Genomic DNA, 20,718 nt, shown 5'->3' on the forward strand with positions numbered 1-20,718 from the left:
CATACCTGTATGAACCTGTCTAAGATTTCCTGGTTCAGACAGCGGATGCGCCCCATGCTCAGGACAAAGTCCGAAAAGATCGCCAACGTGCTGGAGGCCGAGATCCGCTCGGGTTCGCTGCTCGACGGGGATGCCCTGTCCAGCGAAAGCGCCCTCGTGGAACGGTTTTCCGTCTCCCGCAGCACCGTCCGCAAAGGCTTGGGGATTTTGGCCGCGAAAGGGCTGATCCGAACAAAGGTCGGCATCGGGTCGTTCGTGACCTATGGCGGCACGGTGATCGACAGCGGCCCCGGCTGGAGTCTTGCTCTGGCCGACGCGGGCACGCGCATGGGCACGCGCATCCTGACCATCGCACGCCAGCCGATGGAACTGGACGCCCCGGATTTTTCCGACGCCGAGGTTTTGGCGGTCGATCGCCTGCGCTTTCTGCAGGACACGGGGCGCGCGCTGACGCTGGAACGCTCACGCGTGCCGTGGCGCGACGATTTCGAACCGATCCTGACGCAGGGGCTGCAGGATGGATCGCTCAGCCGCACACTCGAAGCGCAGCGCCTCTCGCCCGCCGCGGGCGAGGAATGGGCCAATGTCCTGCCCGCTCTCGGGCCACGAGATGCCGCCCTGATGGGCCGCGAACCCGGCGAGCCAATGCTGCACCTGCGTCGCCTGACCCGTACCGCGGCGGGCGATGTCGCTGAATATGTCGAAAGCCTGCTGGACCCGATGCTGTTCGGCCTGCATATGAGGTTCTGACCGATGCCACTCGCGCCCTCCGCCCTCGACCGCGCGCAAGCCTGCCTGACGGGCCTTGCCATCGGCGATGCCTTGGGGATGCCCGCCCAGACCCTGCCGCGCGAGGCGATCCGCGCCCATTATGGTCGCATAACCGGTTTCGTCGCGCCATTCCCCGGCCATCCGGTGTCGCATGGGCTGGGGGCGGCGCAGGTGACAGACGACACTGAGCAGACGATTCTTCTGGCCCGCCGCCTGATCGCCGATCCGGCGGGGTTCAACGACAGAGCATGGGCGCAGGACCTTCTGGACTGGGAAGCGGACGTCAAGGCCAAGGGCCTTTCGGACCTTCTGGGCCCCTCGTCCCGCAGGGCCATCGAGGCGCTGCTGGCCGGCGAGGCGCCGGAGCAGACGGGTCGCCGCGGCACGACCAACGGTGCGGCGATGCGGATTGCCCCCATCGGCATCATGACCCCGCCCGATCCGGATCAACTTGTCGCCCGTGTCGCCCGCACCTGCCGCGTCACTCACAATACGGGCGAGGCGATCGCGGCCGCCTCGGCGGTCGCGATGATCGTCTCCTGCGGGATCGCCGGGCAGCCGCTGAATCAGGCGCTGACGCAGGCGTTGATCGCCTGCCGTGCCGGGCAGCCATGCGGCGAGCAGGTCGGTGAGACGGCGATGGAGGCCCGTATCCGCCATGCGCTGGACCTGGCGGCGCAGGGGAACGAGGACGCATTGCTGGCAGGGACCGGGACCTCTGTCGCCAGCCACGAAAGCGTCCCGGCCGCCATCGGCATCCTCGCGCTGACTGGGGAAGACGTCTGGCAGGGCCTGCTGATCGCGGCGAATGCGGGCGACGACACCGACACGATTGGCGCCATGGTGGGCGCGATGGCGGGCGCGCTTTACGGCGCGCTGCCCCCGACGGCAGTGGCTCAGGTGGTGGCGGCGAACGAACTGGATCTGGACGGGCTGGCGGCCGAACTGCTTGCGCTGCGGGGCCAGGTGACCGAGGGCGCCGCGCGATGAGCGTTATCCTGCAGATGACCGCCCCGGTGGTAGACATGATCTACAAGGTGCGCGCCCTGCCCGTCTCGGGCCAAGAGGAGGCGGCCGAGGACTTTGCGATGGAGGTCGGCGGCGGCTTCAACGCCATGGCCGCCGCTCGGGCCGCCGGGGCCGATGTGCGCCTCGGCCGCCGGCTCGGAACCGGGCCGTTTTCCGACACCGTCGCGATGCGGCTCGAGGAGCTGGGGATTGGCACCATGGAGGGGCGCCTCCCGGGCCTCGATCAGGGATGCTGCGTCGTGCTGCTCGAGCCGGGCGGAGAGCGCAGCTTCGTCAGCCATCCCGGTGCAGAGGGGACGATCCGGCCGGCCGACCTTGCCGGGCTGGACCTGCCGGACGTCAACCATGTCCTGCTGTCGGGCTACGTGCTGCATTACGACCGGGCACGGGACGCGCTGGCGCCTTGGATCGCCGCCCTCGGCCCCGGAATCACGGTCGTCTTCGACCCCTCGCCGGTCGCGCATCTGATCCCGTCCGGCGTGCTGGCGCAGGTCATGGCGCGGGCCGATTGGATCAGCGCGAACGAGGACGAGGCGCGCCACCTCACCGGGCGTGCCGATGCGCCCGCAGCCGCCCTCGCGCTTGCCGCCGGTCGCCGGGGTGGCGCCCTGCTGCGTCAAGGCGCCGCCGGTTGCCTGCTGGCAACAGGCGGCGCGCTTGAATGCGTTCCCCCGCATCACGTGGCGCCGGTCGATACCAACGGTGCCGGCGACTGCCATATCGGCAGCTTCATGGCCCGGCTCATCTCCGGCGATCCGCCGCTGGCGGCGGCGCGCTACGCCAACGTCGCCGCCGCCCTTTCCACGACCCGCTTCGGCCCCGCCACCGCCCCGGCGCGCGTCGAGGTCGAGGCCATCCTCAGAACCCAAGCCAATGACACCCGAAACGGGTGCATCACCACCAACAAGGAGGAAACTGAATGACGACCGCACGTTCTTCCCTCTCGATCCTGGCGCTGGCGCTGGCCACCGGCGCGCAGGCCGACGAGATCCGCGTCCTGAACTGGCAGGGCTACGGCACCGACACCAGCTTTGCGAGCGAGGCCTTCCAGGAGGCCACCGGCCACAGCGTGATCCACGAATACTTCAACAGCGAACAGGAGATGCTGACCAAGTTGCGCACCAATCCCGGCGCCTACGACGTGGTCATGATCAACGCGGTCTTCATGCCGCAGGCCGTGCGCGAAGGATTGGTCACGGCCATCGACACAGCCGAGGTGCCGAACTACACCGGCATCCCGGAAGGCTTTGCGGCCGATCCGAAGCTGATGATCGACGGTGAGGTCTACGGGGTGCCATGGACGTGGGGGCTGACCTCGTTCGCGATCAACACCTCGGCCATCCCCGAGGCCCCGACCAGCATTCAGGCGCTGTGGGACCCCGCGCATGCGGGTCGCGTCTCGATCCGCGACGACGCACTTGAGGCGATGCAGTTGGCCGCTCTGGCGACCGGGCAGGACATCAACGAGATCGCCGATTTGGGCGCCGCCGAGGCCAAGCTGGCCGAGCTGCTGCCCCAGCTGCGCACCTTCTGGAGCAGCGAGAACGACTGGAACCAGTTCATGGCCGCGGGCGAGCTGGACATCGCCACCTACTGGTCGGGATCTGCGGCGCGCTCGGCCGCGCTTGGCCTGCCGGTCGAGTTCGTCGTCCCCGAGGAAGGGGCCATCGGCTGGCTGGATTCGCTTGCCGTCCCTGCCAGCTCGAGCCATCAGGAGGCCGCTCTGGCATTCATCGACTGGATGATCGACCCCGCGTTCTACGTGCAATGGGATGCCGAGGGCGCGCCCGCCTCGGCCAATGCCGATGCCGCTGCCGCACTGCCCGAGGATGCCTTCAACCGCCGCGTTCTGGGCGATCCCGAGGTGGCCGCCCGCGTCAGGTTCCAGGGCGAACTCAGCGATGAGACGCGCGAGACCTACCTGCGGATCTGGCAAGGCCTGAAGGCCGCCCAGTGAAGACGCGCCGGGCGTTTCGGGCGCCCGGCCCATCCTGACGCCGCTTTCAGCGACAAGAGGAACGGAAATGGCCGAAATCACAGCCACGGGGGACAGGCGGCGCCTGATCGCCATGCTCTCGCCTGCCTATCTGTGGCTGACTGTCGCGGTCTTCCTGCCGCTGTCCGCCATGCTGTTCTTCAGCGTCCTGACGGCCCTGCCGCAGGACGGGCCGGACTGGTCTCTGACACTGCAGAACTACCGTCTGTTCCTGACCGATCCCGTCTATGCCACGCTGCTTTGGAAGTCGCTGCAACTGGGCCTGACCGTCACGGTCATCTGCATCCTGATTGGCTATCCCTGCGCCCTGGTCCTCGCTCGCACCATCCGCGGCCGCGCGCGTGAGACCCTGTTCCTGCTGGTCATACTGCCCTTCTGGTCGAACTCGCTCGTCCGCATCTTCTCATGGGCAATCGTGCTGCGAGGAAATGGTGTGCTTGAGCTGGGGCTTAACGCAGTGCTTCCTTTCGACGTCAGCCTGAACCTGATGTTCACTACCCATGCCGTCGTGATCGGTTTGGTCCACAGTTACCTGCCCTATGTCATCCTGACCTCGTATCTCGCGCTGCAGGCGATCGACGATGATATTATCGACGCCGCTCGCTCCATAGGGGCCGGGACGCTGACGATCCTGTGGCGGCTGCTGCTGCCCCTGTCACTGCCCGGGCTTCTGGCCGGGGCAGTGCTGGTCTTCGTGCCCGTCGTCGGCTCTTTTATGGAGCCACGCATCCTCGGCGGCCGCATGGGCACCTATTACGGCACGGTAATCGAGGACCAGTTCGTCGCCGTCTACAACTGGCCCCTTGGCGCCGCGCTGTCCTTCATCTTGCTGGCGGTGGTGCTGCTGATCCTGACGCTGACCAGCCCCATCCTTCGAAAGGCCCGGCTATGAGACGCCCCCTGCTTCCCGTTCTGGGCCGGCTGTGGCTGGCGCTGATCCTGGTCTTCCTCTACGCCCCGATCATGGTGATGGCGGCGATGTCATTCAACGCCTCTCCCTTCTACCAGCTGCCCTTCAGCTTCTCGACCCGCTGGTATGCCGAAATGGCGGGCAACCCCCAGATCATCACGGCCGCCCTGCGCTCGGTCTCGATCGCACTGGTGGTGACGCTCATCGCCACGGCGCTTGGCACGGCGGCCTCGATCGCGCTGTTCCGCTATGACTTCCGCGGCAAGAAGGTGCTGCAACTGCTGCTGTTTCCGCCCATCGCGATCCCGTGGCTGATCACCGGCACGGCCATGCTGATCTTCTTCTTCGCTATTGGCCTTGGGCGCGGCACGCCAGCCGTTATCATCGGCCATGTGGCGCTGGCCCTGCCCTACGTCATAGTCACCGTCACAGCCCGCCTGTCCAGCTTCGACATCACCCTGGAAGAGGCCGCCCGATCGATGGGCGCCGGCGGCTGGACGGTCCTGCGCCGCGTGACGCTGCCCTGGATCGCGCCGGGGATGGTGGCCGGCGCGCTCTTCGCCTTCGCGGTCAGCTTCGATCAGTTCGTGGTCAGCTACTTCCTGTCCCAGCCCGGCGACAGCACCCTCCCGGTCCTCATCTACACCGCCATCCGCAAGGGCTTCACCCCCGAGATCAACGCGATCTCGACCATCATCATCACCGTGTCGATGGCCATCATGTTCATCGCCACCCGCTATTCCCGCTTCGGAGGAGAACGCTGATGTCCCGCGTCGACGTCACTGCCGTCACCAAGCATTTCGGCACCTCAAAGGCACTGGACGACGTGTCGATCACTTTCGACGATGGCGGCTTCTTCGCGCTGCTGGGTCCCTCGGGGTCGGGCAAGACGACACTGCTGCGCACGATCGCGGGCTTCCACTTCCCCGACAGCGGCAGCATCCGCATTGGAGAGCGCGAGGTCCAGCGCGTCCCGGTTGAGAAGCGCGACATTGGCATGATGTTCCAGAACTACGCGCTGTTCCCGAACATGAGCGTTGCCGACAATATCGGCTTCGGCCTCCGCGTCCGGAAAGTCGGCGCCGCCGAAGAGCGCCGGCGCGTTGCCGAGGCGCTGGAGCTGGTGCAGCTTGGCCATCTCGGCCAGCGCCGTCCCAGCCAGTTGTCGGGCGGCCAGCGCCAGCGCGTCGCACTGGCCCGCGCCATCGTCACCCGCCCGCGCGTCCTGCTGCTGGACGAGCCGCTGTCGGCGCTGGACAAGACCCTGCGCGTCGACATGCAGCTGGAGCTGCGCCGTATCCAACGCGAAGTGGGCATCACAACGATCTTCGTGACCCACGATCAGGAAGAGGCGCTGACTTTGTCGGACCGCATCGGCATACTGAAAGACGGTCGAATTGTGCAGGTCGGCCCGCCGCGGGAGGTTTACGAACGTCCTGTAGATGCGTTCGCTGCCAGCTTTCTTGGCGAGGCCAATTGGCTCCCGCCGTCTCGGGTGGCCGGCCTTGAACTGCCATGCCGCTCCGGCGCAGGCAGCTTTGCGGTACGGCCGGAAGCGCTGAGCGTCGCCACGGTTCCTGCACCTGGGAAGAACGCCATCCAGGGCCGCATGTCCCAGCATGTATTCGCGGGTGCCATGGCAACCTGTCTTGTAGACATCGATGGCTCGTACTGGAAGGTTATCGCACGAGACCGAGACATCCCGCAAATCGCGCCCGGCGCCGACGTGTGGTTGAGCTGGTCGGCCGCTGATACCATTGCTGTGCCGACCCCTGCCTGAGCTGCAATCCAACGACGGGCGTGCGGTGCTTTAAATTTTGGCGTGACATAGCGGCGCTTACGGCAGCGAGGCGTATTGGGGTTCGATGCTGTCGATCACCGGGAGGTCCATCCCCTCGGCGAGGACAGGGGCTCGGCCGGCCAAGGCACCTGAGCCAAGGATGATCGCCTCCGCGCCGTCGCCGCTGACCGAGGTGTCGATGATTTCCTGCAGCTTCGCCAGCGTAATATTTGACAACTGGGCGGTCGTTCTGAAGCCGATCCCTGCGGCGCACCGCGCAGTCCCCACCGATGCCATCCCGCGCGACGAGGGCGCGGATGCCGTGAACCGCAGCCTCGAATGTCGTGACGATGGGGTATCTCAGGGCCTAAGTTCGGGCGATGGTCAGGCTGGCATCTAGGGCGCCGCTGATCGGGATTGGCAGGCGGCCGCGAGCGGCGATGGCGATGTCGTCGAACATGCCAGAACCGCGCTGTGAAACCCTTGCCTTGCGGCCTCTTCGATGCGCGCGGTGGCCAGCAGCCCGGCGATGGCATGGTCGGCGGGCGACTGGATTGCCAGAGGCGCCGCGGGCAGGTCAACCACCACCGCCTCAGCGCCATGGCCGGGGGTAGGCTGCGCTAGATTGTATCTGCGGCCTGATCTCCCGCCTGTTGGTTGTGTTGATGACCAGCACTCGGACCCTGTGCTACATGCCCCCTCAGAATGCTCGAATGAGCCTCAAACAGATTCATTGCCCATCGGCGGGCTAGTCAAAGCGATCTCGCACATGACCACAAGGAAAAATCGTGAACGATAGCGGATCGTCGTCCAGTACCGCGACCATCGGCACGGCGATCGGGCGGACAGGGCTGACATTGCCCTTGCGACCATGAACATGCCCCGCACGAGGCTCTGTTGCACAAAGCCTCTGATGTCCGAGGTTCCCCTTTCCCCAGCCGGATTCATCCCACGGTTTCTGTGACAGGGATGCCGAGCGCGGTGTAGCCGTTCATGACGGCGATGCGTATCTGGACCTCCGCGACCTGTCGGTCAAAGTCCCGAGCCATGAGGCGCTGCCCCAGCAGTTTCATACAGTGCATCTTCGTTTCGGCACGGCTTCGTCGGTGGTATCCGCTCCAGTTTCGCCAGATAGCACGGCCGAGATATTTCACGGCGCGCAGGGCCTCATTTCGGGCGATGGCTCCGGCAGTGAGGGTCTTCCACGGCTTCGCATTCTTGCGAGGAGGTATGACGGCATGAGCACCGCGATCCGCAATGGCATCGTGGCACTTTCGGGTATCGTAGGCGCCGTCCGCGGTAATGCTGCCGATCTCCTCGCCTGCCGGGATCTGACTGAGCAGGTCGGGCAGGATCGGTGCATCGCCTACGTGGCTTCCGGTGATCTCGACGGCTCGAACCTCCAGGGTTTCCTCGTCGATACCGAGGTGGATCTTGCGCCAGACGCGCCGTTTGGGGCCACCGTGCTTGCGGGCGTGCCACTCACCTTCGCCCTCGACCTTGATGCCGGTGCTATCGATCAGCAGGTGCAGCGGCCCCTTAGAGCCGCGATACGGGATGTTCACCGCGAGGGTCTTCTGACGACGGGACAGCGTGCTGAAATCCGGCACCGCCCAGTCCAGGCCGATCAACCGTAGCAGGCTCTCCACGAACCCGGTCGTCTGCCGGAGCGCCATGCCGAACAGAACCTTCATTGTAAGGCAGGTCTGGATGGCAGCATCGCTCTAGTCAGGCTGGCGACCGCGCTTGCCAGTGGGCGTGGCCTCCCAAGTCATGGCGGAATCGAACCAGATGGTCAGCGAGCCACGGCGCTTGAGCGCTTCGTTATAGGCCGGCCGGCATCGTCAACTTGCGCCCTCAGATCGTAGAGCGCCTACTTCGGCGGTGCGTCAAGCGACGGCAACCGTCACGACGTCGGCCCAGACCGCGTGAGCCTGCTGTCTTGTTTGTCTGCGGTGATCGGCGGTGGCGGTGGTTGGCGTTCTGAAGAGATTGGCAACCTGGTCGTGGATGGCGAGGAACCGCTGCGCCTGTCCGGGCGACTTAAAGCGCTTCATGATCCGTTCCCGTCGTCGGGTGGGCTGATGACTGTTCTCCGCGCGGTTGTTGAGACCTTTGTGCTGGCGATGCTCGACGCCGGGCATGATGGCCCTTGCCGCCGCGCCGTAACTTCGCAGCTTGTCGGTCACCATGACCCGCGGAACGCGTCCATGCCGCTTCATCAGCTTGCGCAGCAGGCGCTTGGCGGCCCGGGCGTCGCGGCGGCTCTGGACGAGAATGTCGAGCACGACGCCCTGCTGGTCGACGGCACGCCAGAGCCAGTGCGTCTTGCCGGCGATCGAGATTGCCACCTCGTCAAGATGCCACCTGTCGCCCGTCGCCCTTTGACGCCGACGGATCTCGGCGGCGTACGCAGCGCCGAACTTCAGCCCCCACCGGCGGATCGTCTCGTGACTGACCACGATGCCGCGCTCGGCCAGCATTTCCTCGACCATCCTCAGGCTCAGCGGAAAGCGGAAGTAAAGCCAGACGGCGTGAGCAATGACCACCGCCGGATAGCGGTGGCCGGCATACAGAGCAGCGCGATTGGTCAGCATCTGCAAAGGCTAGCCGGAAACCAAAACTTCGGCCAGTCCGCAAGTTGACGGTGCCCCTGGGGCTTGATCCGCGACACGGGACGGGTTCTTCTGGATTACATTCCCTATGGCGAAGACCTGCCCGACGAGATCCGCGCCGCCGTGGAAACCGATGCGGACAAGGTCACCGACCTTCATGTCTGGCAATTGGGCCCTGGACAGCATGCGGCCATCGCCGTCATCCGGTCGGCATCACCGCTGTCTCTTTCGGCCTATCGGGCCAAGCTCGCGCACATCCACGACCTGTCGCACATGACCATCGAAATAGAGGGTCCGTTGGCTTAGTCAGCATCATCAGGTGATCAAGCTGTGAGGCCTCGCCGTCCTGATCAGTGCCCTCCTTCTGTCTCAATTCGTCATAGACGACGATCTACTGCTTCTCGCCACCATCATACGCTGCCGCTGACCTTTTGTGTTCCGAGTTCGATCCCATGCATCACCAACTCCACCTCTGCCGTAGTGCCGGTGAATCATGTTCGCCGATGAGCGTCGAGACCGGAGTTTTGCGGCCTGCTAAGACTGAAACCAGACCAATGGATTGGGGCAGGCCACAGCCGACAAAATCCGCACAACCAAGCCTGACACATGTGAACACCCGATCAAACGCCTGACGGTTGAAGAGGTCCTTGCACCAATGGGAGCATCCACGCATTTACGTTCGAAGCCGAGGCCAGTTCACTCGGTTGAAACACAATCCGAAACCCAGATCGAGTGCTGACTACTTCCTCAGCAGCTCCTAGGCCTACTCATCGCCGGATCTCTCCGGAAGTTTGGAGGAGCAACCCTTTGTCGCGGGAGGTCCGGCGATGAGCTCGCCGCAAGGTGCAAGAGTAAGGAGATACTCGTAACATGTCACACACCCTGAAGAACGCGGCAAGTTGATGTTGCTGCAGCAATGCAATTCGCACATCCTCAAAATTGATGATGAGAACATCTCTTCTAGTTGATTTTGATCAGCTCACACGTCAAAGAGAGGGTGCTTGATGAAACGGCGCAGTGGAATCATGCTAGGCGCTCAAGTAGGCGCGCGAGGTCGACAAGTCGTGATTGCCCTGTCTTGTCGAGGATCGAGCGGATCTGACTTCTGACCGTACTGATCCGTACCCCGCGGAGCTCGGCCACGCTTTCCGGCGCAAGCCCCCGAGACAAGTCGGCCGCTAGCCTTGCCTCCGCTTCTGTAAATCCGAAGATTCCGTGAAGCCTTGCCGGCTGTGGTGCCCGTCCAGCCGTCAAGTCGATCATGCGGAGGATCGCCTCGGCTTTATTGTGCAATACATTACCCGAACCTTCCGGCGGTGCCGGCATTATCGTGACGCCGCGCACCGCGGCACCCGTCGCATCAAGGAGCGCAAAGCTTCCGCCGCGGGCACCGACTCCGCTGGCAGCCTCAAACACCAAGTTCATCATTATGCGCTGCAAGGCCTCACTCCGGAGAGCGATTTTGCCGCCCCTGCCAGAGATTACTTCCTGCCTTGCCAGCTCTACGGTCGCCGCGCGGTTCGCGAAAACGATCCTTCCGGCAGTATCAAGGACCAACATCACCTCGCGGTCGACATCCATCGCTGCCTCTGCGAGCCGGCGCATGGTCTTGGCTTCCTCCAGCTTCACCGTCAGCTGAATCGCGCGCCTCAAGTGCGGTGCGATGCGCGACATCGTCCGCACATGCGCCTGTTGAAGTTCCTTTCCCTGGGCTAGGAACACGCCAAGCGGCATGAAGGTGGTCGTGTCGCGATGGAGGCAGGAGACCATCGCGTGACGCAGACCCTGAGGCCGGAAGACCTCATTGTAGATCGAGCTCCTTTCATAAGTGCAGTTGTCAATAACTTTCTCTCGCGGGATGATCCTACCCGCAGGCAGTCGAGGCATTGCATTAACAAACGGGTTCGTGGCGGGCGAGGCAAAGGCCTCCAATAGAACGCGATCGTGGCCGGGATCAAGGCGATGGGTCCTAGCGAATAAGAGATGGTTATGATCAAAGGAGCTGAATATGAAGGCCGCGCCATCAAGGCTGTCGCTCAGGCCATCAAGAGCTTCGCGCCAACAAACAGGATCGGCCGCTGCGGCGTAAATCGCGTCGACGAGCTTTTCAAAGGCATCATTATTTTGCCTGAGCTTTGCCATATTAGTTCACCCATGATCGGGGACTTTGCAGGGAATCCTGACGCGGCATCTCTTATGGACAAAGTCTAATCGCAAGCTGTCAGTTCCAAGGCGGTGTGGTGACCAACTGGAGCGTGGGACTGGTATAGTAAGGTCGGGATCTCCCATAGATAAGAAGCCGCCTTCAAGCTTGATCGGTGAGGAATCTGAAGTGTTGCCAGCAGAGCCTGGGAAGATGCCACTCTCTCCGGAGGACAATCGGTGGTCCGTTAGGCAGTAAGCCTGTGGCAAGCGGGCGACCTGAGCATTGCCTAGCCGCTACCCTTGCCCCTGTGCGTTGGTCCTAGGGTGATCATCGACAGCGAGATGCCTGTGATCGAGCTGCCTCTCCTCTTCACCCCCCGCTTCTTTACATTAGTGGATGATCATGGAGTGCCCGCAGTTAGAGAGAGCGGCAGCCGGCAAGTCCCATCACGCGTCATCGCCAATGGCTGGAGATCCCGTGGTCGCGCCGCATCTGGATAAAGCGGCCCCAGATGGCGGTACGCCAGTGCCTCCATGACAAATGCGTTGGTGGCGCTGGTACGCGTCTCCTCATAGGCCCCCGTCGCCTCATATCGCCCTTCAAACCACCCTGAGCTTGGATCAAAGAGTTCCTCGACGAGCATCAGGAGCAGCTGCGCATTCGGATCTTCTGCGAAGGTGTTGAGCGCGAAAGCCGCACGCGTGGTCACAAGCGGCAGTTCCGCACGCAGTGTCCCGTCGGGCGCGCTTACGGACCATGGATAGCCCTGCGCCAGGACGGTCCCGAAGACCGTGGTCGGATCTTCGCCGCGGCGAAAGTCAGACCGTCCGGTCGGCTTGCCACTTTCCGCGTATCGAGCGGCCTGCGCCTCGGCGACAGCCGCCATAGCGTCGGCCGCAGATCGTCCTCCCGCCACCTCATCGACACTTTGGCCCAACGGCTCGAAGCCCAACTCGAAGCCAAGATAGGCCGGCGGTGTGCTCATGACCGGGGCTTGGTTGGTGGTGTCCTCGGACACGGCGAAGCGGACGCCACCGATTTCGGTCTGGAACGGATAGCTTTCTGCAACCGCCGGCACCGGGACTTCGATACCCCAGGCCCGATAGCCTTGCGCGGCGTAGGCGTCATAGCCGCGGCCACTCTCAGGGCTGAGCTGGATGCCTTCGCCGCCAGCAGTTCCAAGCTGGAGTTGTCCGCGCTCCGAGATGATCCGACATACACTTAGCCGCGCCACCGCTCTGCGAATGAACGGTGCAAACTGCGGATGTTCCTCGGCGGCGATTCGCAGCCAGAGAAGCAGTCTGCCCGTGTCCACAGCTGACCATCCTGCGACCCCGGGCTGCAAGCTGCCATCCAAGGCCGCTCCGGTGGAGACGTCATAGAAGCGGTTCGGCATTCCATCGGCAGTCAGTTGCATCTGGCCCAGGAACGAAACCATCCGAGTGAAGCGACGATCGAAGGTGCGGGCGTCGATGTAGCCGAGCCGGCGTGCGATCAGGAGCGCCGTGATCTGGTCTGCCATGGACCACGGAGTCGCAACCGTCGTGCCGCTGCGGACGGCCACCAGCAGCTGTTGAGCTTCCCCGGTCGGCTGCATAACGGTCGACTGACTGGTCAGTGGGGCGCCATCCGGGGCACTGTCGCCTGCGGCTTCTGCCGGGGGCGATGTCCAGGCAGCGGAGGGAGCCGGCGCGGCCGGCGGACCGCCGAAATATGCCCATGCCGCCTGCATCCAGCGCGCCTCGTCCTCGCCAAGAACAATGTTTGGCTCCTCGGGAACCGTCGCCTCGCTGCGCTCTCGGAAGCTGCCACGGGATTGCGGCGGCCGAGCCTCGCCTCCCTGAACGAGCCACAGTCGGCCGTCAGGGCCGTCAACTGGCAAGACCTCATGCGCCCAGCAAGGAGCGAACAGCACCGCCATGGCCATCAGCACACAGCACGCGCTTCGGGAGATATTCGTTGCCGGGGTGCTTGCCTGCCTGATGGGGACCATGCTCTATTCTCTTGGTATCATTATCACGTGGCGAATGACTTATCCTGTTCCTACTTCATGCGAAAATTCCACGGGAAAAAGCGCAGTCCTTTCCATTTTGACCGGGGCCGTGACCGGCCTTCAGATCCTGACGCCCCCTCCCGTGTGGGCCCAGACTGAGGCGTGGCCGGAGCGGGCCTTGTCCGAGACGCAGCCGCTCGCGCCTCCGCGTCGAGGGGATCTGACCGAGGCCGAAATGGCGATGGCGCGCCAAGCCTGGGTCTACTTCGAAAACAACACGCAGGCGGGAACCGGCCTCGTCAACGCCTCGCACAACTACCCATCTGTGACGCTATGGGATACCGGCTCGGCCATCGCCGCATCCGTATCCGCACACGGGCTTGGGATCATCACCGATGCCGAGCTGGACAGCAGGCTCGACCGCTTGCTGCGGACGCTCGGCAGCTTGGACCTCTTCCGGCTCGACTGCCCGAACAAGGCCTACGATACCCGGACTGCTGTTCCGACGGACTACCTCAACAACCCGGGTGAGATCGGCTGCTCGGCGATCGACATCGCGCGGCTGATGGTGTGGCTCAAGATCGTGGAGCAGCGCTTTCCCGAGCGCCAGCCCGACGCCCACCACATCCTCAGCCGCTGGAACTGGTGCCGGCTGCTGCAGGACGGCGTGCTCTACGGCTCGGCGCTCGACGGGGGCGGCGACGTCACCTACCTGCAGGAGGGGCGCCTCGGCTACGAGGAGTATTCGGCCGAGGCGTTCAAGCTGTGGGGCTTCGACGCTGATCCGGCGCTGCAGCCCGAGCCCTACGACTCGATCTGGATGTACGGGGTCGAGATCCCCTATGACAGCCGCGACCCGCGCGTGCTGGGCGCGCACAATTACGTTGTCACGGAAAGCTACGCGCTTTTGGGGATGGAGTTCGGCTTTGGTGATCCCGCAGGCGCAGACGTGCAGGGGTGGATCGCGCGCGCGGCGCAGAACATCTACGAAGTCCAGGCCCGGCGGTTCGAGGCCACCGGCATCCTGACGGCCCGGACGGAGCATCAGCTCGCCGAGGCGCCTTTCTTTGTCTACGACACGATCTTCAGCGACGGCCGGCCTTGGGCGACGATCACCGAGACGGGTCAATGGGTGCCAGAGCACGCGGCGGTCGCCTTGAAGGGCGCACTGGGCCTCTGGGCGTTGTGGGACACGCCCTATACCGACGCGCTCTTCGCGCACATCTCGACCGAGTTCGACCCGGACCGCGGGTTCTTCGAAGGCGTCTACGAAGACGGCCGCGGCTCGATCCCCACCCAGACCGCGAACAATAACGGCATCATGCTGGAGACGCTGTTCTTCAAGGCGGAAGGGCCGATCCTGCGCCCTGTCGATGAACCGCTTGCATGGCTTGCCAATCTTGATCCGGCGCAAGGGCGCTGTCTCCCGGTGGCCGCAGTGCAGGCCCGCCAGTCTGACGAGGTCATCAAGATCATGCCTCTGGGCGCCTCGAACACCTATGGCATGTACGAGAACCCGAACTCCCGCGGCGGCTATCGCGGCTATCTCTACGACCTGCTGATCGCCGAGGGCATCTCGTTCGATTTCGTCGGCCTCGACTCCGACGGCGACATCCCGGACCCCGATCACAACGGCTATCCCGGCCGGCGGATCGACTGGTTCACGCAGCTCGTCAACGAGACCGTCAACAGCGGCGGCATCACCTACGAGATCTTCAGCGGCGAGCAGCCGGCGGTGGTTCATTTCATCCAGCAGGCGGAGATGACCGAGAACGACATCATCCTGCTGCTGGTCGGCACGAACAATGTCCGGCATGGCCAGAGCGCAGAAGTCATGCTGGAGCAGATCGAGCTTCTGCTGGACCAGATCGTCCAGATCGAGGGCAGCCCGCAGGTCCACCTGATGAAGCTGACCGAGGTCGGGGGCGACTACTGGGATGACGGCGATCCATCGCGCACGAACAACGACACGGTCAGGATCTTCAACGAGGGGCTCGAGGCGCTGGTGGCGGACCGCTATCTGCCCCTTGGTGTGACGCTGGTGGAAAGTGGCACAACCGAGGCAGATCGCGCCACGGACGGCGTTCACCTCAGCGAGGAGGGTTATCGCCGGGTTGCTGAGCAATGGTTCGACAGTCTGCGGGAGGCCATGCAGCGCATGGCTGAGGCTGAATAGAGGCGACTCTCGCTTCAGGCGCCTTCCGCGACTACCCTGCGACGATCGAGCGCGCGCTCACATGGCAGGTCTGCCGGCGCAGATCTGCTTGGCCATGCGGCTCGGGATGGTAGATCCCGCGTGCGTCGCTATTCTGCCCGTGAACCCGCATCAAGTAAGGCGCCGCATGACCATGATGAAGTTTGCAACGGCGGCGCGATCTGCCGTTCTGGCCGCAGCTGCCGCCTCGGTGCTTGCGACTGCAGCCCAAGCAGATGGGGAATACTGGGGTGTCGACATCTCGAGCAGCACCACCAACGGCGTTCTCAGTGCAACGCGCGGCGACTTCACCTTCGGCGCCAGCGTGACCGACTACGAGGACGGAGTCAGCGCCGGCCTCAGCCTCACGCGCCGACTGCCATGGGATCTGGGGGTCGAGGGGCTGACGCTCTCGGCTGGCCCCGCGCTCGGATTCGGGGGTGGGGATCTGTCAGAGGTGAGCCTGGGACTGACGGCGGGGGTCCAGCGATACCATAGCACAAGCTGGGGCAGCACCTTCCTCCAAGCCAGCGTCGGGAGCGTCAACCGGTCCTTCTTCCTGCAGGCCCAGACCACATTCGCCGATCCGGGCATAACCATCGGCCTTTCCCGCGGCGGCAGCACGCTCTACAACGACGCGAGCCTCAGCATCAGCAAGCGCCTCGGAGAAACGCCGGTGAGCCTGCGCGCAGGTTATCTTCTGATGAGCAACCAGGTCTTTGTCGGGTTCTCGGTCAACACCTTCTGAGCGCGCGCCTGGCCTATCTCGGCACGATCCCGAACAGGAAGCGTGACCGGACCATCAGCCAAAGCCCCAGAACCGTGGCGAGATAAAGCACCGTGTCCACCCAGATCTCGCCCGGCCAGACGGCGTCAAAGCTCGGCACATGATCGAAATAGCCCGGCAACTGGTCGATCAGCAGGACGAAGACCAGGTGCATCAGGAAGACGTAGAGACTGGACTCTCCAAGCGGAATCAGCAGCCATCCGAGGGCCCGTGCGATCGGGCGCCAGAACCAGGTGAGCAGCGCATAGAAGGCCACGAAGAAGACCGTCACGTTCAGCAGGCGCGGCAGGGCAAGTTGATCCTTCAGAAAATGCCGATCATAGAGTGAAAGAAAAGCGTCAGGGGCGAGAAGCGGCAGGCGGGCCCAATTTGGGAAAGAGGGGTTGGGCGAGGCTTGCGCCAGCAGCAGAAACCCGAACCACAGCGCGACGCTTAAGGAGATGACAAGGCCACGCCTCGGAGCGCTGGCGAGCCAGGCGGCATTCTCCGCGCGAAAATACCCGACAGCGAGAGCGTGCGTGAAAAGCACCTGCCAAGCCAGCGGCGGAAACGCGTATTCAAACTGCATCCCAAGCAGCAGCCGGTCAGGTGGTGCCAGCCACTCCGAGAACCACAGCGCCCAAGTGAGCGCGAAGTAGATCCCCAGCAGCCGAACGCGCAACAGCCAGAGCAGCAGCGGGCAGATTGCGAGAAGTACGATGTAGAGGCTCAGGATCTGGATCTGGTGCGGCGAGCGCTGCAGCAGGACGGCTTGCCCGAGCTGCGTCATCCAAGGGTCCGCTGGCTCCGGGGTCAGCAGATAGGTGGTGCCGGCCCAGCGGTCGGTGAATGTGGTCAGCGCCGTAAAATCGAGAACACCGAGCGCCGCGATCGCAGTCACCAGCAGGATCACCACGACCTGCGCGCGATAGAGGATGAAGGCGCGGCGCCAAGCCCGCATCGTCACTTGCTCGAAACCGTTCTTGTCGAAGACGCGACGGTTGACGGCGCCCAACACCAGCCCGGAGGCGACCACGAACAGCTCAGCAGCCGAGACGAAGCCCAGCCGCTCCCAGAAGAGGAAGTTGAACCAGGAAAACATCTCAAGATGCGCGGCGATCACCGACAGCATGGCGAAGCCCCGAAGGAAGTCGAAGCGCAGATCCCGCCCGCCGTCGCCACCCGGGTAGGCAAGGGCATACCCATGAAGGTGTGGCGAGATCGGCGCAACCGTCACTCGACCCGTGCCTCGGGCCTCGACCCCGCCCGCAGTGGTGCGGTCTGCTGCTGCTCGACGCGGGCGTCCAGCTCACGGCCCTCGCGGATCGGATGAAGCAGGGGGCCGAAGGCGCGGTAATGCATGGCAGTCAGGATCACGCCATTCGTATTTGCCGCGCGCGCGGTATTCAGCTCGGCGATCTCCTCGAAGGGGCCGGTTGCCCAGCCTTCGGGACTCGCCTGGTCTGCCACAGCCGCCTCAAGCCGCGTGGTATAATCTGTCTGGTAGAGAGCGTGCCAGCCAAGCGCGGCTTTGGTGCTCAGGATGCGAAATCCAGAGGCGTCACCTGCATTGTCCGTCAGGACCGCCCACGGCACACCATCACCAAGCACGGTGCTGTAGATGAAGTGGGGGGCCCGGTCGATATGGTCTTCATTTACCGCGGTCAGAATTCCCGTCTCGCGATAGCGGTTCTCCTGCGCCCGATAGACGCGCCAGGCCAGCTCGCGGGTCACGGTGTCCCAGCCGAACTCCACGCCGTCCATGATGAACGGGTCGCTGACAGTGAAGACATGCCCGCCAAAGTCGTCGCCACGAGCGTCGGTCGGGATATCGACGCCGCTCACCTCGACCCAGCGCAGTGTGTCGTCAAGCCGGATTGCAGCATGGACATCGTAGCCAAAGAGGGCAAAGCCCTTGGCGGCGTAGCGTTCGTACCCAACCCGACCCTCCTGCAAAAGCACGAGCCCGCCATCCTCGGAAGGCTGCGCCCCGATCAACACCCCGTCCCGCACGGCCGCATCGATCTGCCAAGCGTTCAGCACTTCCTGCACGGCCTCTGCATGGCGTGGATGGTGTCGTCTTATCGCGTCGAACGAGATCAGTAGGCGACCGATGTCCAGCGCCGACCACCCGATCCCGCCGTCAACCGGAAGGTTCGCATAATCGGTCATGGCCAGGGTCGTGGTGTCATAGGACTTGTTCGGCAGAAGATCTGCATAAAGCTGCAGCGAGGCGAGCGTCTCCAGCGCGCGCGCAACGATGGTGTCGAACTCGGCCCGCGGCAGGATGCCGAGCCTTTCTGCCGCGACGGCGGCGAGAAGGAACGAGCCGGTATCCCACATGGTGGTTGCCGGGAAGTTCGCGACAGCATCCGCAAGCCCAGTTTCAGGCCGGATGTTCCTAGCGAAATAGGCCCAGGCAATCTCGGCCGCGCGCATCTCTGTCGCGTCCAGCGGAGCATGGGCGGGTTCAGGAATATCTGCCGAAGCCTCGACGACAGGCCCGGCGACCGCAGCGCCATGAGGAGCGTCCCACGTTTCCAGCGCGAAGATGATCCCAAAGGCTGCTGCCAGGCCCAGAAGAAACACGATATGGCCTCGGGCGGCCAATAACCCTGCGCGGAACGTCATGCCGCGGCCTCCTCTGTCCGTTCGGTGATGTCCTCATCATCCGGTTGCCAGAATGCTGCAAGAATGATGCCGCTCATGGCGATGATGTTGTTTGCCGCCCAGAAGCCGTTGGCGATCAGACCACCTGCCGTGTAGGTCTCCGAACCCAGCAAGAAAGCGGTCATCGCAAAGCCGAAGGCGGCGAGCGTCAGGATCACGATCCCGATCTGGGGCAGAACCAGCCGATGGAAGCTGCCCGATTGCCGGGCTTTCGGCGTGACCTTGAACTTGATCTGCTCGCCGCGAACGACCGCCCAAATGGCCCGCAGGTTCAGCGGAAAGAAGGACAGGTACCACAGCTTGGCCTTGTAGCCCGCGATGCCCCAGGTCCCGACCATCATCGCGATCTCATTGGCGACGAGGAAAGGAAGGATGTGCTTATAGAAATCGACGGAGTAGGCGGAGACCGGCGCAATCCCGGAGAAGAGATAGATGATCGGCGCAGCCAGGAAGACGAGGTTCCACAACCCCGCAAGGTAGGACCAGAAGGTGGCACCATACATGACCCGCTGCCAGAAGGAGAGCCCGCGGCGGAAGAGCGGGTTGTCGTTCTTCAGGATGTCCAGTGTCCCGCCTGCATACTTGTATCGCTGGATCGTCCACGACAGCAGGTCGCGCGGCGAGAGCATTTTTGTCTCGATCCAGGGGTGAAACACCGACTTCCAGGTCCGGTTGGGGTCCGAGTGCAGCACGATCGACGTGTAGATGTCTTCGGAGACATGGAACTTGTAAGGGGTAAATTCGGTCTCCAGCGCCGCCTGCCCGCGCAGTTGCGCGCGCGTGCTCTCCTCCAGTGCCCCCTCGCGCGTGAGCTTGCGGATCTGCCTCTCGTCGTGGCGGGCCTGCCGCTCGATCGTCTCGGCATAGGCGGTCAGCGCCGCCTGCATCACCGCCTCGCGCCGGTGGATGGACCCTGCGCCGCAGCAGAAGGACGCGTTCGCCCAGTTCCGGCGGCGCTGGATGATCTGGTAGAACAGTTCGGGGTCATTGACGAACGGATCGTTGCCGACATGGATCGGCCCCGCGATCCGCTCGATCCCCCGGCCGAGCAGTGCGCCGACCCCGCCCAGCCAGCGGCGCAGCGCCTCCGGCAGGGGCGTGCCTTCCGGCAGGTCGTAGAACCATTGCGGCGTCTGGACCCAAGCGACGTCCGGGTCGCGGAAATAGCCGAGCGTGCGTTCCAGCAGTGTTGGCAGGGGGCGTGTGTCGGCGTCGCAGATGACGACGAAATCGCCCGAGGTCGCCTCGAGCGCGTTTCTCAGGTTGCCGGCCTTGAAGCCCAAGTTGGTGCTGCGGGTGATGTAGCCCACCCCTTCAGCCGAGGCCATCGCCGCCATCTCCGGGCGGCGGCCGTCGTCGAGGATGTGAATGCGCAGATCGATTGCATGGGGATAACGCAGCGCCAGCGCGTCCCGGATGCCGAGCCGCACGAGGTCGATCTCCTCGTCATAGGTGGTGAAGAAGATGTCGACCGCCACGGGCCGGTCGGGCGCGTCCCCCTCCTCCACGCACTCACGGATCGAGGCTGGAGGCGGGGAGATCGGCGTGTCGCGGGTCTTCCAGATGTTTGCGGTGAACAGGATCAGGCCGATAAAGGCGAGCGTCTCGGCCAAGACCATTGGTACTGCGAACCACAGCGCCTCGTAGTTGAGGCTGGCCGTCCAGCGCCAGTGAAGGTACCAGGCCCCGAGCACCAGCGCGATGGTCGCGAGGAACTGGTAGAGCCGCTCGCGCCACGGCGAGTGGGGTATCGGTGGACGGGGGCTGCGATGCTCGAACCGCTGGAAATAGAACGTCATCGGCCGCGCCTTGTCCTTCATCCTGAGGCCGGCACGCGTCCTGCAATGC

The 20,718-nt window shown here is 64.0% G+C and carries 17 protein-coding genes and 1 pseudogene; 10 read left to right on the forward strand and 8 right to left on the reverse strand.

Annotation, left to right across the window (positions count from 1 at the left end; genetic code table 11):
• The first annotated feature begins 45 nt into the window (after positions 1-45).
• The 7 genes from BLP73_RS16160 to BLP73_RS16190 all read left to right on the forward strand — a co-directional run bounded on the left by BLP73_RS16160 (position 46) and on the right by BLP73_RS16190 (position 6,486).
• On the forward strand, positions 46-750 hold the full coding sequence (locus BLP73_RS16160) for a GntR family transcriptional regulator (protein ID WP_090747108.1): 705 nt from the start codon (positions 46-48) through the stop codon (positions 748-750).
• A gap of 3 nt (positions 751-753) precedes the next feature.
• The gene (locus tag BLP73_RS16165) at positions 754-1,761 is read left to right on the forward strand and encodes an ADP-ribosylglycohydrolase family protein (RefSeq protein WP_090747111.1); all 1,008 of its coding nucleotides are present in this window, start codon (positions 754-756) and stop codon (positions 1,759-1,761) included.
• Positions 1,758-2,723 carry a PfkB family carbohydrate kinase gene (locus BLP73_RS16170; RefSeq protein WP_090747116.1) on the forward strand — a complete coding sequence of 322 codons (966 nt, stop codon included), beginning with the start codon at positions 1,758-1,760 and terminating at the stop codon, positions 2,721-2,723. The genes BLP73_RS16165 and BLP73_RS16170 overlap by 4 nt, the downstream gene beginning before the upstream one ends.
• Complete coding sequence (locus BLP73_RS16175) at positions 2,720-3,757, forward strand: ABC transporter substrate-binding protein (protein WP_090747118.1); 1,038 nt, start codon at positions 2,720-2,722, stop codon at positions 3,755-3,757. The genes BLP73_RS16170 and BLP73_RS16175 overlap by 4 nt, the downstream gene beginning before the upstream one ends.
• 67 nt (positions 3,758-3,824) lie before the next feature.
• Positions 3,825-4,688, forward strand: a complete 864-nt coding sequence (locus BLP73_RS16180) for an ABC transporter permease (protein ID WP_090747121.1) — start codon at positions 3,825-3,827, stop codon at positions 4,686-4,688.
• Positions 4,685-5,470, forward strand: a complete 786-nt coding sequence (locus tag BLP73_RS16185) for an ABC transporter permease (RefSeq protein ID WP_090747124.1) — start codon at positions 4,685-4,687, stop codon at positions 5,468-5,470. The genes BLP73_RS16180 and BLP73_RS16185 overlap by 4 nt, the downstream gene beginning before the upstream one ends.
• Positions 5,470-6,486 (forward strand): ABC transporter ATP-binding protein, encoded by a 1,017-nt coding sequence (locus BLP73_RS16190; protein ID WP_090747127.1) that lies wholly within the window; start codon positions 5,470-5,472, stop codon positions 6,484-6,486. Before BLP73_RS16185 ends, BLP73_RS16190 begins: the two co-directional genes overlap by 1 nt.
• A 57-nt stretch (positions 6,487-6,543) precedes the next feature.
• Here BLP73_RS16190 and BLP73_RS19470 read toward each other — a convergent pair whose 3' ends face one another.
• The 3 genes and pseudogenes from BLP73_RS19470 to BLP73_RS16205 form a co-directional block, all read right to left on the reverse strand.
• Positions 6,544-6,783, reverse strand: a complete 240-nt coding sequence (locus BLP73_RS19470) for a hypothetical protein (protein WP_090747130.1) — start codon at positions 6,781-6,783, stop codon at positions 6,544-6,546.
• 647 nt (positions 6,784-7,430) lie between these two features.
• Positions 7,431-8,321: pseudogene (locus BLP73_RS16200) on the reverse strand (IS5 family transposase); the annotation flags it as partial.
• A gap of 54 nt (positions 8,322-8,375) precedes the next feature.
• Positions 8,376-9,083: an IS6 family transposase gene (locus tag BLP73_RS16205; protein WP_090747133.1), complete on the reverse strand. Its 708-nt coding sequence runs from the start codon at positions 9,081-9,083 to the stop codon at positions 8,376-8,378.
• 63 nt (positions 9,084-9,146) lie between these two features.
• Here BLP73_RS16205 and BLP73_RS16210 point away from each other — a divergent pair, with 63 nt between their 5' ends.
• Positions 9,147-9,407 carry a cation diffusion facilitator family transporter gene (locus BLP73_RS16210; RefSeq protein WP_175453393.1) on the forward strand — a complete coding sequence of 87 codons (261 nt, stop codon included), beginning with the start codon at positions 9,147-9,149 and terminating at the stop codon, positions 9,405-9,407.
• A 717-nt stretch (positions 9,408-10,124) separates the two neighbouring features.
• Here the strand turns inward: BLP73_RS16210 and BLP73_RS16215 are convergent.
• Both BLP73_RS16215 and BLP73_RS16220 read right to left on the reverse strand, forming a co-directional pair.
• A complete protein-coding gene (locus BLP73_RS16215) occupies positions 10,125-11,243 on the reverse strand; it encodes a helix-turn-helix transcriptional regulator (protein ID WP_139165994.1) in 1,119 nt (372 codons plus the stop codon).
• A 404-nt stretch (positions 11,244-11,647) separates the two neighbouring features.
• Positions 11,648-13,240, reverse strand: a complete 1,593-nt coding sequence (locus tag BLP73_RS16220) for a DUF3131 domain-containing protein (RefSeq protein WP_090747172.1) — start codon at positions 13,238-13,240, stop codon at positions 11,648-11,650.
• Between BLP73_RS16220 and BLP73_RS16225 the strand changes: the two genes are divergently transcribed.
• Both BLP73_RS16225 and BLP73_RS16230 read left to right on the forward strand, forming a co-directional pair.
• Positions 13,167-15,416: a DUF3131 domain-containing protein gene (locus BLP73_RS16225; RefSeq protein WP_090747139.1), complete on the forward strand. Its 2,250-nt coding sequence runs from the start codon at positions 13,167-13,169 to the stop codon at positions 15,414-15,416. The two genes, BLP73_RS16220 and BLP73_RS16225, sit on opposite strands and share 74 nt — an antisense overlap.
• Before the next feature lie 166 nt (positions 15,417-15,582).
• The gene (locus BLP73_RS16230) at positions 15,583-16,182 is read left to right on the forward strand and encodes a hypothetical protein (RefSeq protein ID WP_090747142.1); all 600 of its coding nucleotides are present in this window, start codon (positions 15,583-15,585) and stop codon (positions 16,180-16,182) included.
• Positions 16,183-16,195: 13 nt separating this feature from the next.
• Here the strand turns inward: BLP73_RS16230 and opgC are convergent, their stop codons facing one another.
• The 3 genes from opgC to BLP73_RS16245 are packed head-to-tail and all read right to left on the reverse strand — an operon-like array spanning position 16,196 to position 20,669.
• Positions 16,196-17,437, reverse strand: coding sequence for an OpgC domain-containing protein (opgC, locus tag BLP73_RS16235; RefSeq protein WP_090747145.1), 1,242 nt, complete (start codon positions 17,435-17,437; stop codon positions 16,196-16,198).
• Positions 17,434-18,831 (reverse strand): DUF3131 domain-containing protein, encoded by a 1,398-nt coding sequence (locus BLP73_RS16240; RefSeq protein WP_090747148.1) that lies wholly within the window; start codon positions 18,829-18,831, stop codon positions 17,434-17,436. Before BLP73_RS16240 ends, opgC begins: the two co-directional genes overlap by 4 nt.
• Entirely contained in the window at positions 18,828-20,669 is a 1,842-nt protein-coding gene (locus BLP73_RS16245) for a glycosyltransferase (RefSeq protein ID WP_090747175.1), read from the reverse strand. The genes BLP73_RS16240 and BLP73_RS16245 overlap by 4 nt, the downstream gene beginning before the upstream one ends.
• Between the last annotated feature and the right edge of the window lie 49 nt (positions 20,670-20,718).

Source organism: Paracoccus tibetensis, from assembly GCF_900102505.1.
In the GTDB taxonomy this organism is placed as follows: Bacteria; Pseudomonadota; Alphaproteobacteria; order Rhodobacterales; family Rhodobacteraceae; genus Paracoccus; species Paracoccus tibetensis.

Excerpts from the sequence above, each read along its gene's own strand:
- BLP73_RS16185 (WP_090747124.1), top strand. The coding sequence starts at position 4,685 with ATGAGACGCCCCCTGCTTCCCGTTCTGGGCCGGCTGTGGCTGGCGCTG.
- BLP73_RS16160 (WP_090747108.1), top strand. The coding sequence starts at position 46 with ATGCGCCCCATGCTCAGGACAAAGTCCGAAAAGATCGCCAACGTGCTG.
- BLP73_RS16175 (WP_090747118.1), top strand. The coding sequence starts at position 2,720 with ATGACGACCGCACGTTCTTCCCTCTCGATCCTGGCGCTGGCGCTGGCC.
- BLP73_RS19470 (WP_090747130.1), bottom strand. The coding sequence starts at position 6,783 with ATGGCATCGGTGGGGACTGCGCGGTGCGCCGCAGGGATCGGCTTCAGA.
- BLP73_RS16240 (WP_090747148.1), bottom strand. The coding sequence starts at position 18,831 with ATGACGTTCCGCGCAGGGTTATTGGCCGCCCGAGGCCATATCGTGTTT.
- BLP73_RS16190 (WP_090747127.1), top strand. The coding sequence starts at position 5,470 with ATGTCCCGCGTCGACGTCACTGCCGTCACCAAGCATTTCGGCACCTCA.
- BLP73_RS16245 (WP_090747175.1), bottom strand. The coding sequence starts at position 20,669 with ATGACGTTCTATTTCCAGCGGTTCGAGCATCGCAGCCCCCGTCCACCG.
- BLP73_RS16225 (WP_090747139.1), top strand. The coding sequence starts at position 13,167 with ATGGCCATCAGCACACAGCACGCGCTTCGGGAGATATTCGTTGCCGGG.
- BLP73_RS16230 (WP_090747142.1), top strand. The coding sequence starts at position 15,583 with ATGACCATGATGAAGTTTGCAACGGCGGCGCGATCTGCCGTTCTGGCC.
- BLP73_RS16220 (WP_090747172.1), bottom strand. The coding sequence starts at position 13,240 with ATGGTCCCCATCAGGCAGGCAAGCACCCCGGCAACGAATATCTCCCGA.
- BLP73_RS16170 (WP_090747116.1), top strand. The coding sequence starts at position 1,758 with ATGAGCGTTATCCTGCAGATGACCGCCCCGGTGGTAGACATGATCTAC.
- BLP73_RS16180 (WP_090747121.1), top strand. The coding sequence starts at position 3,825 with ATGGCCGAAATCACAGCCACGGGGGACAGGCGGCGCCTGATCGCCATG.
- BLP73_RS16165 (WP_090747111.1), top strand. The coding sequence starts at position 754 with ATGCCACTCGCGCCCTCCGCCCTCGACCGCGCGCAAGCCTGCCTGACG.
- BLP73_RS16205 (WP_090747133.1), bottom strand. The coding sequence starts at position 9,083 with ATGCTGACCAATCGCGCTGCTCTGTATGCCGGCCACCGCTATCCGGCG.
- BLP73_RS16215 (WP_139165994.1), bottom strand. The coding sequence starts at position 11,243 with ATGGCAAAGCTCAGGCAAAATAATGATGCCTTTGAAAAGCTCGTCGAC.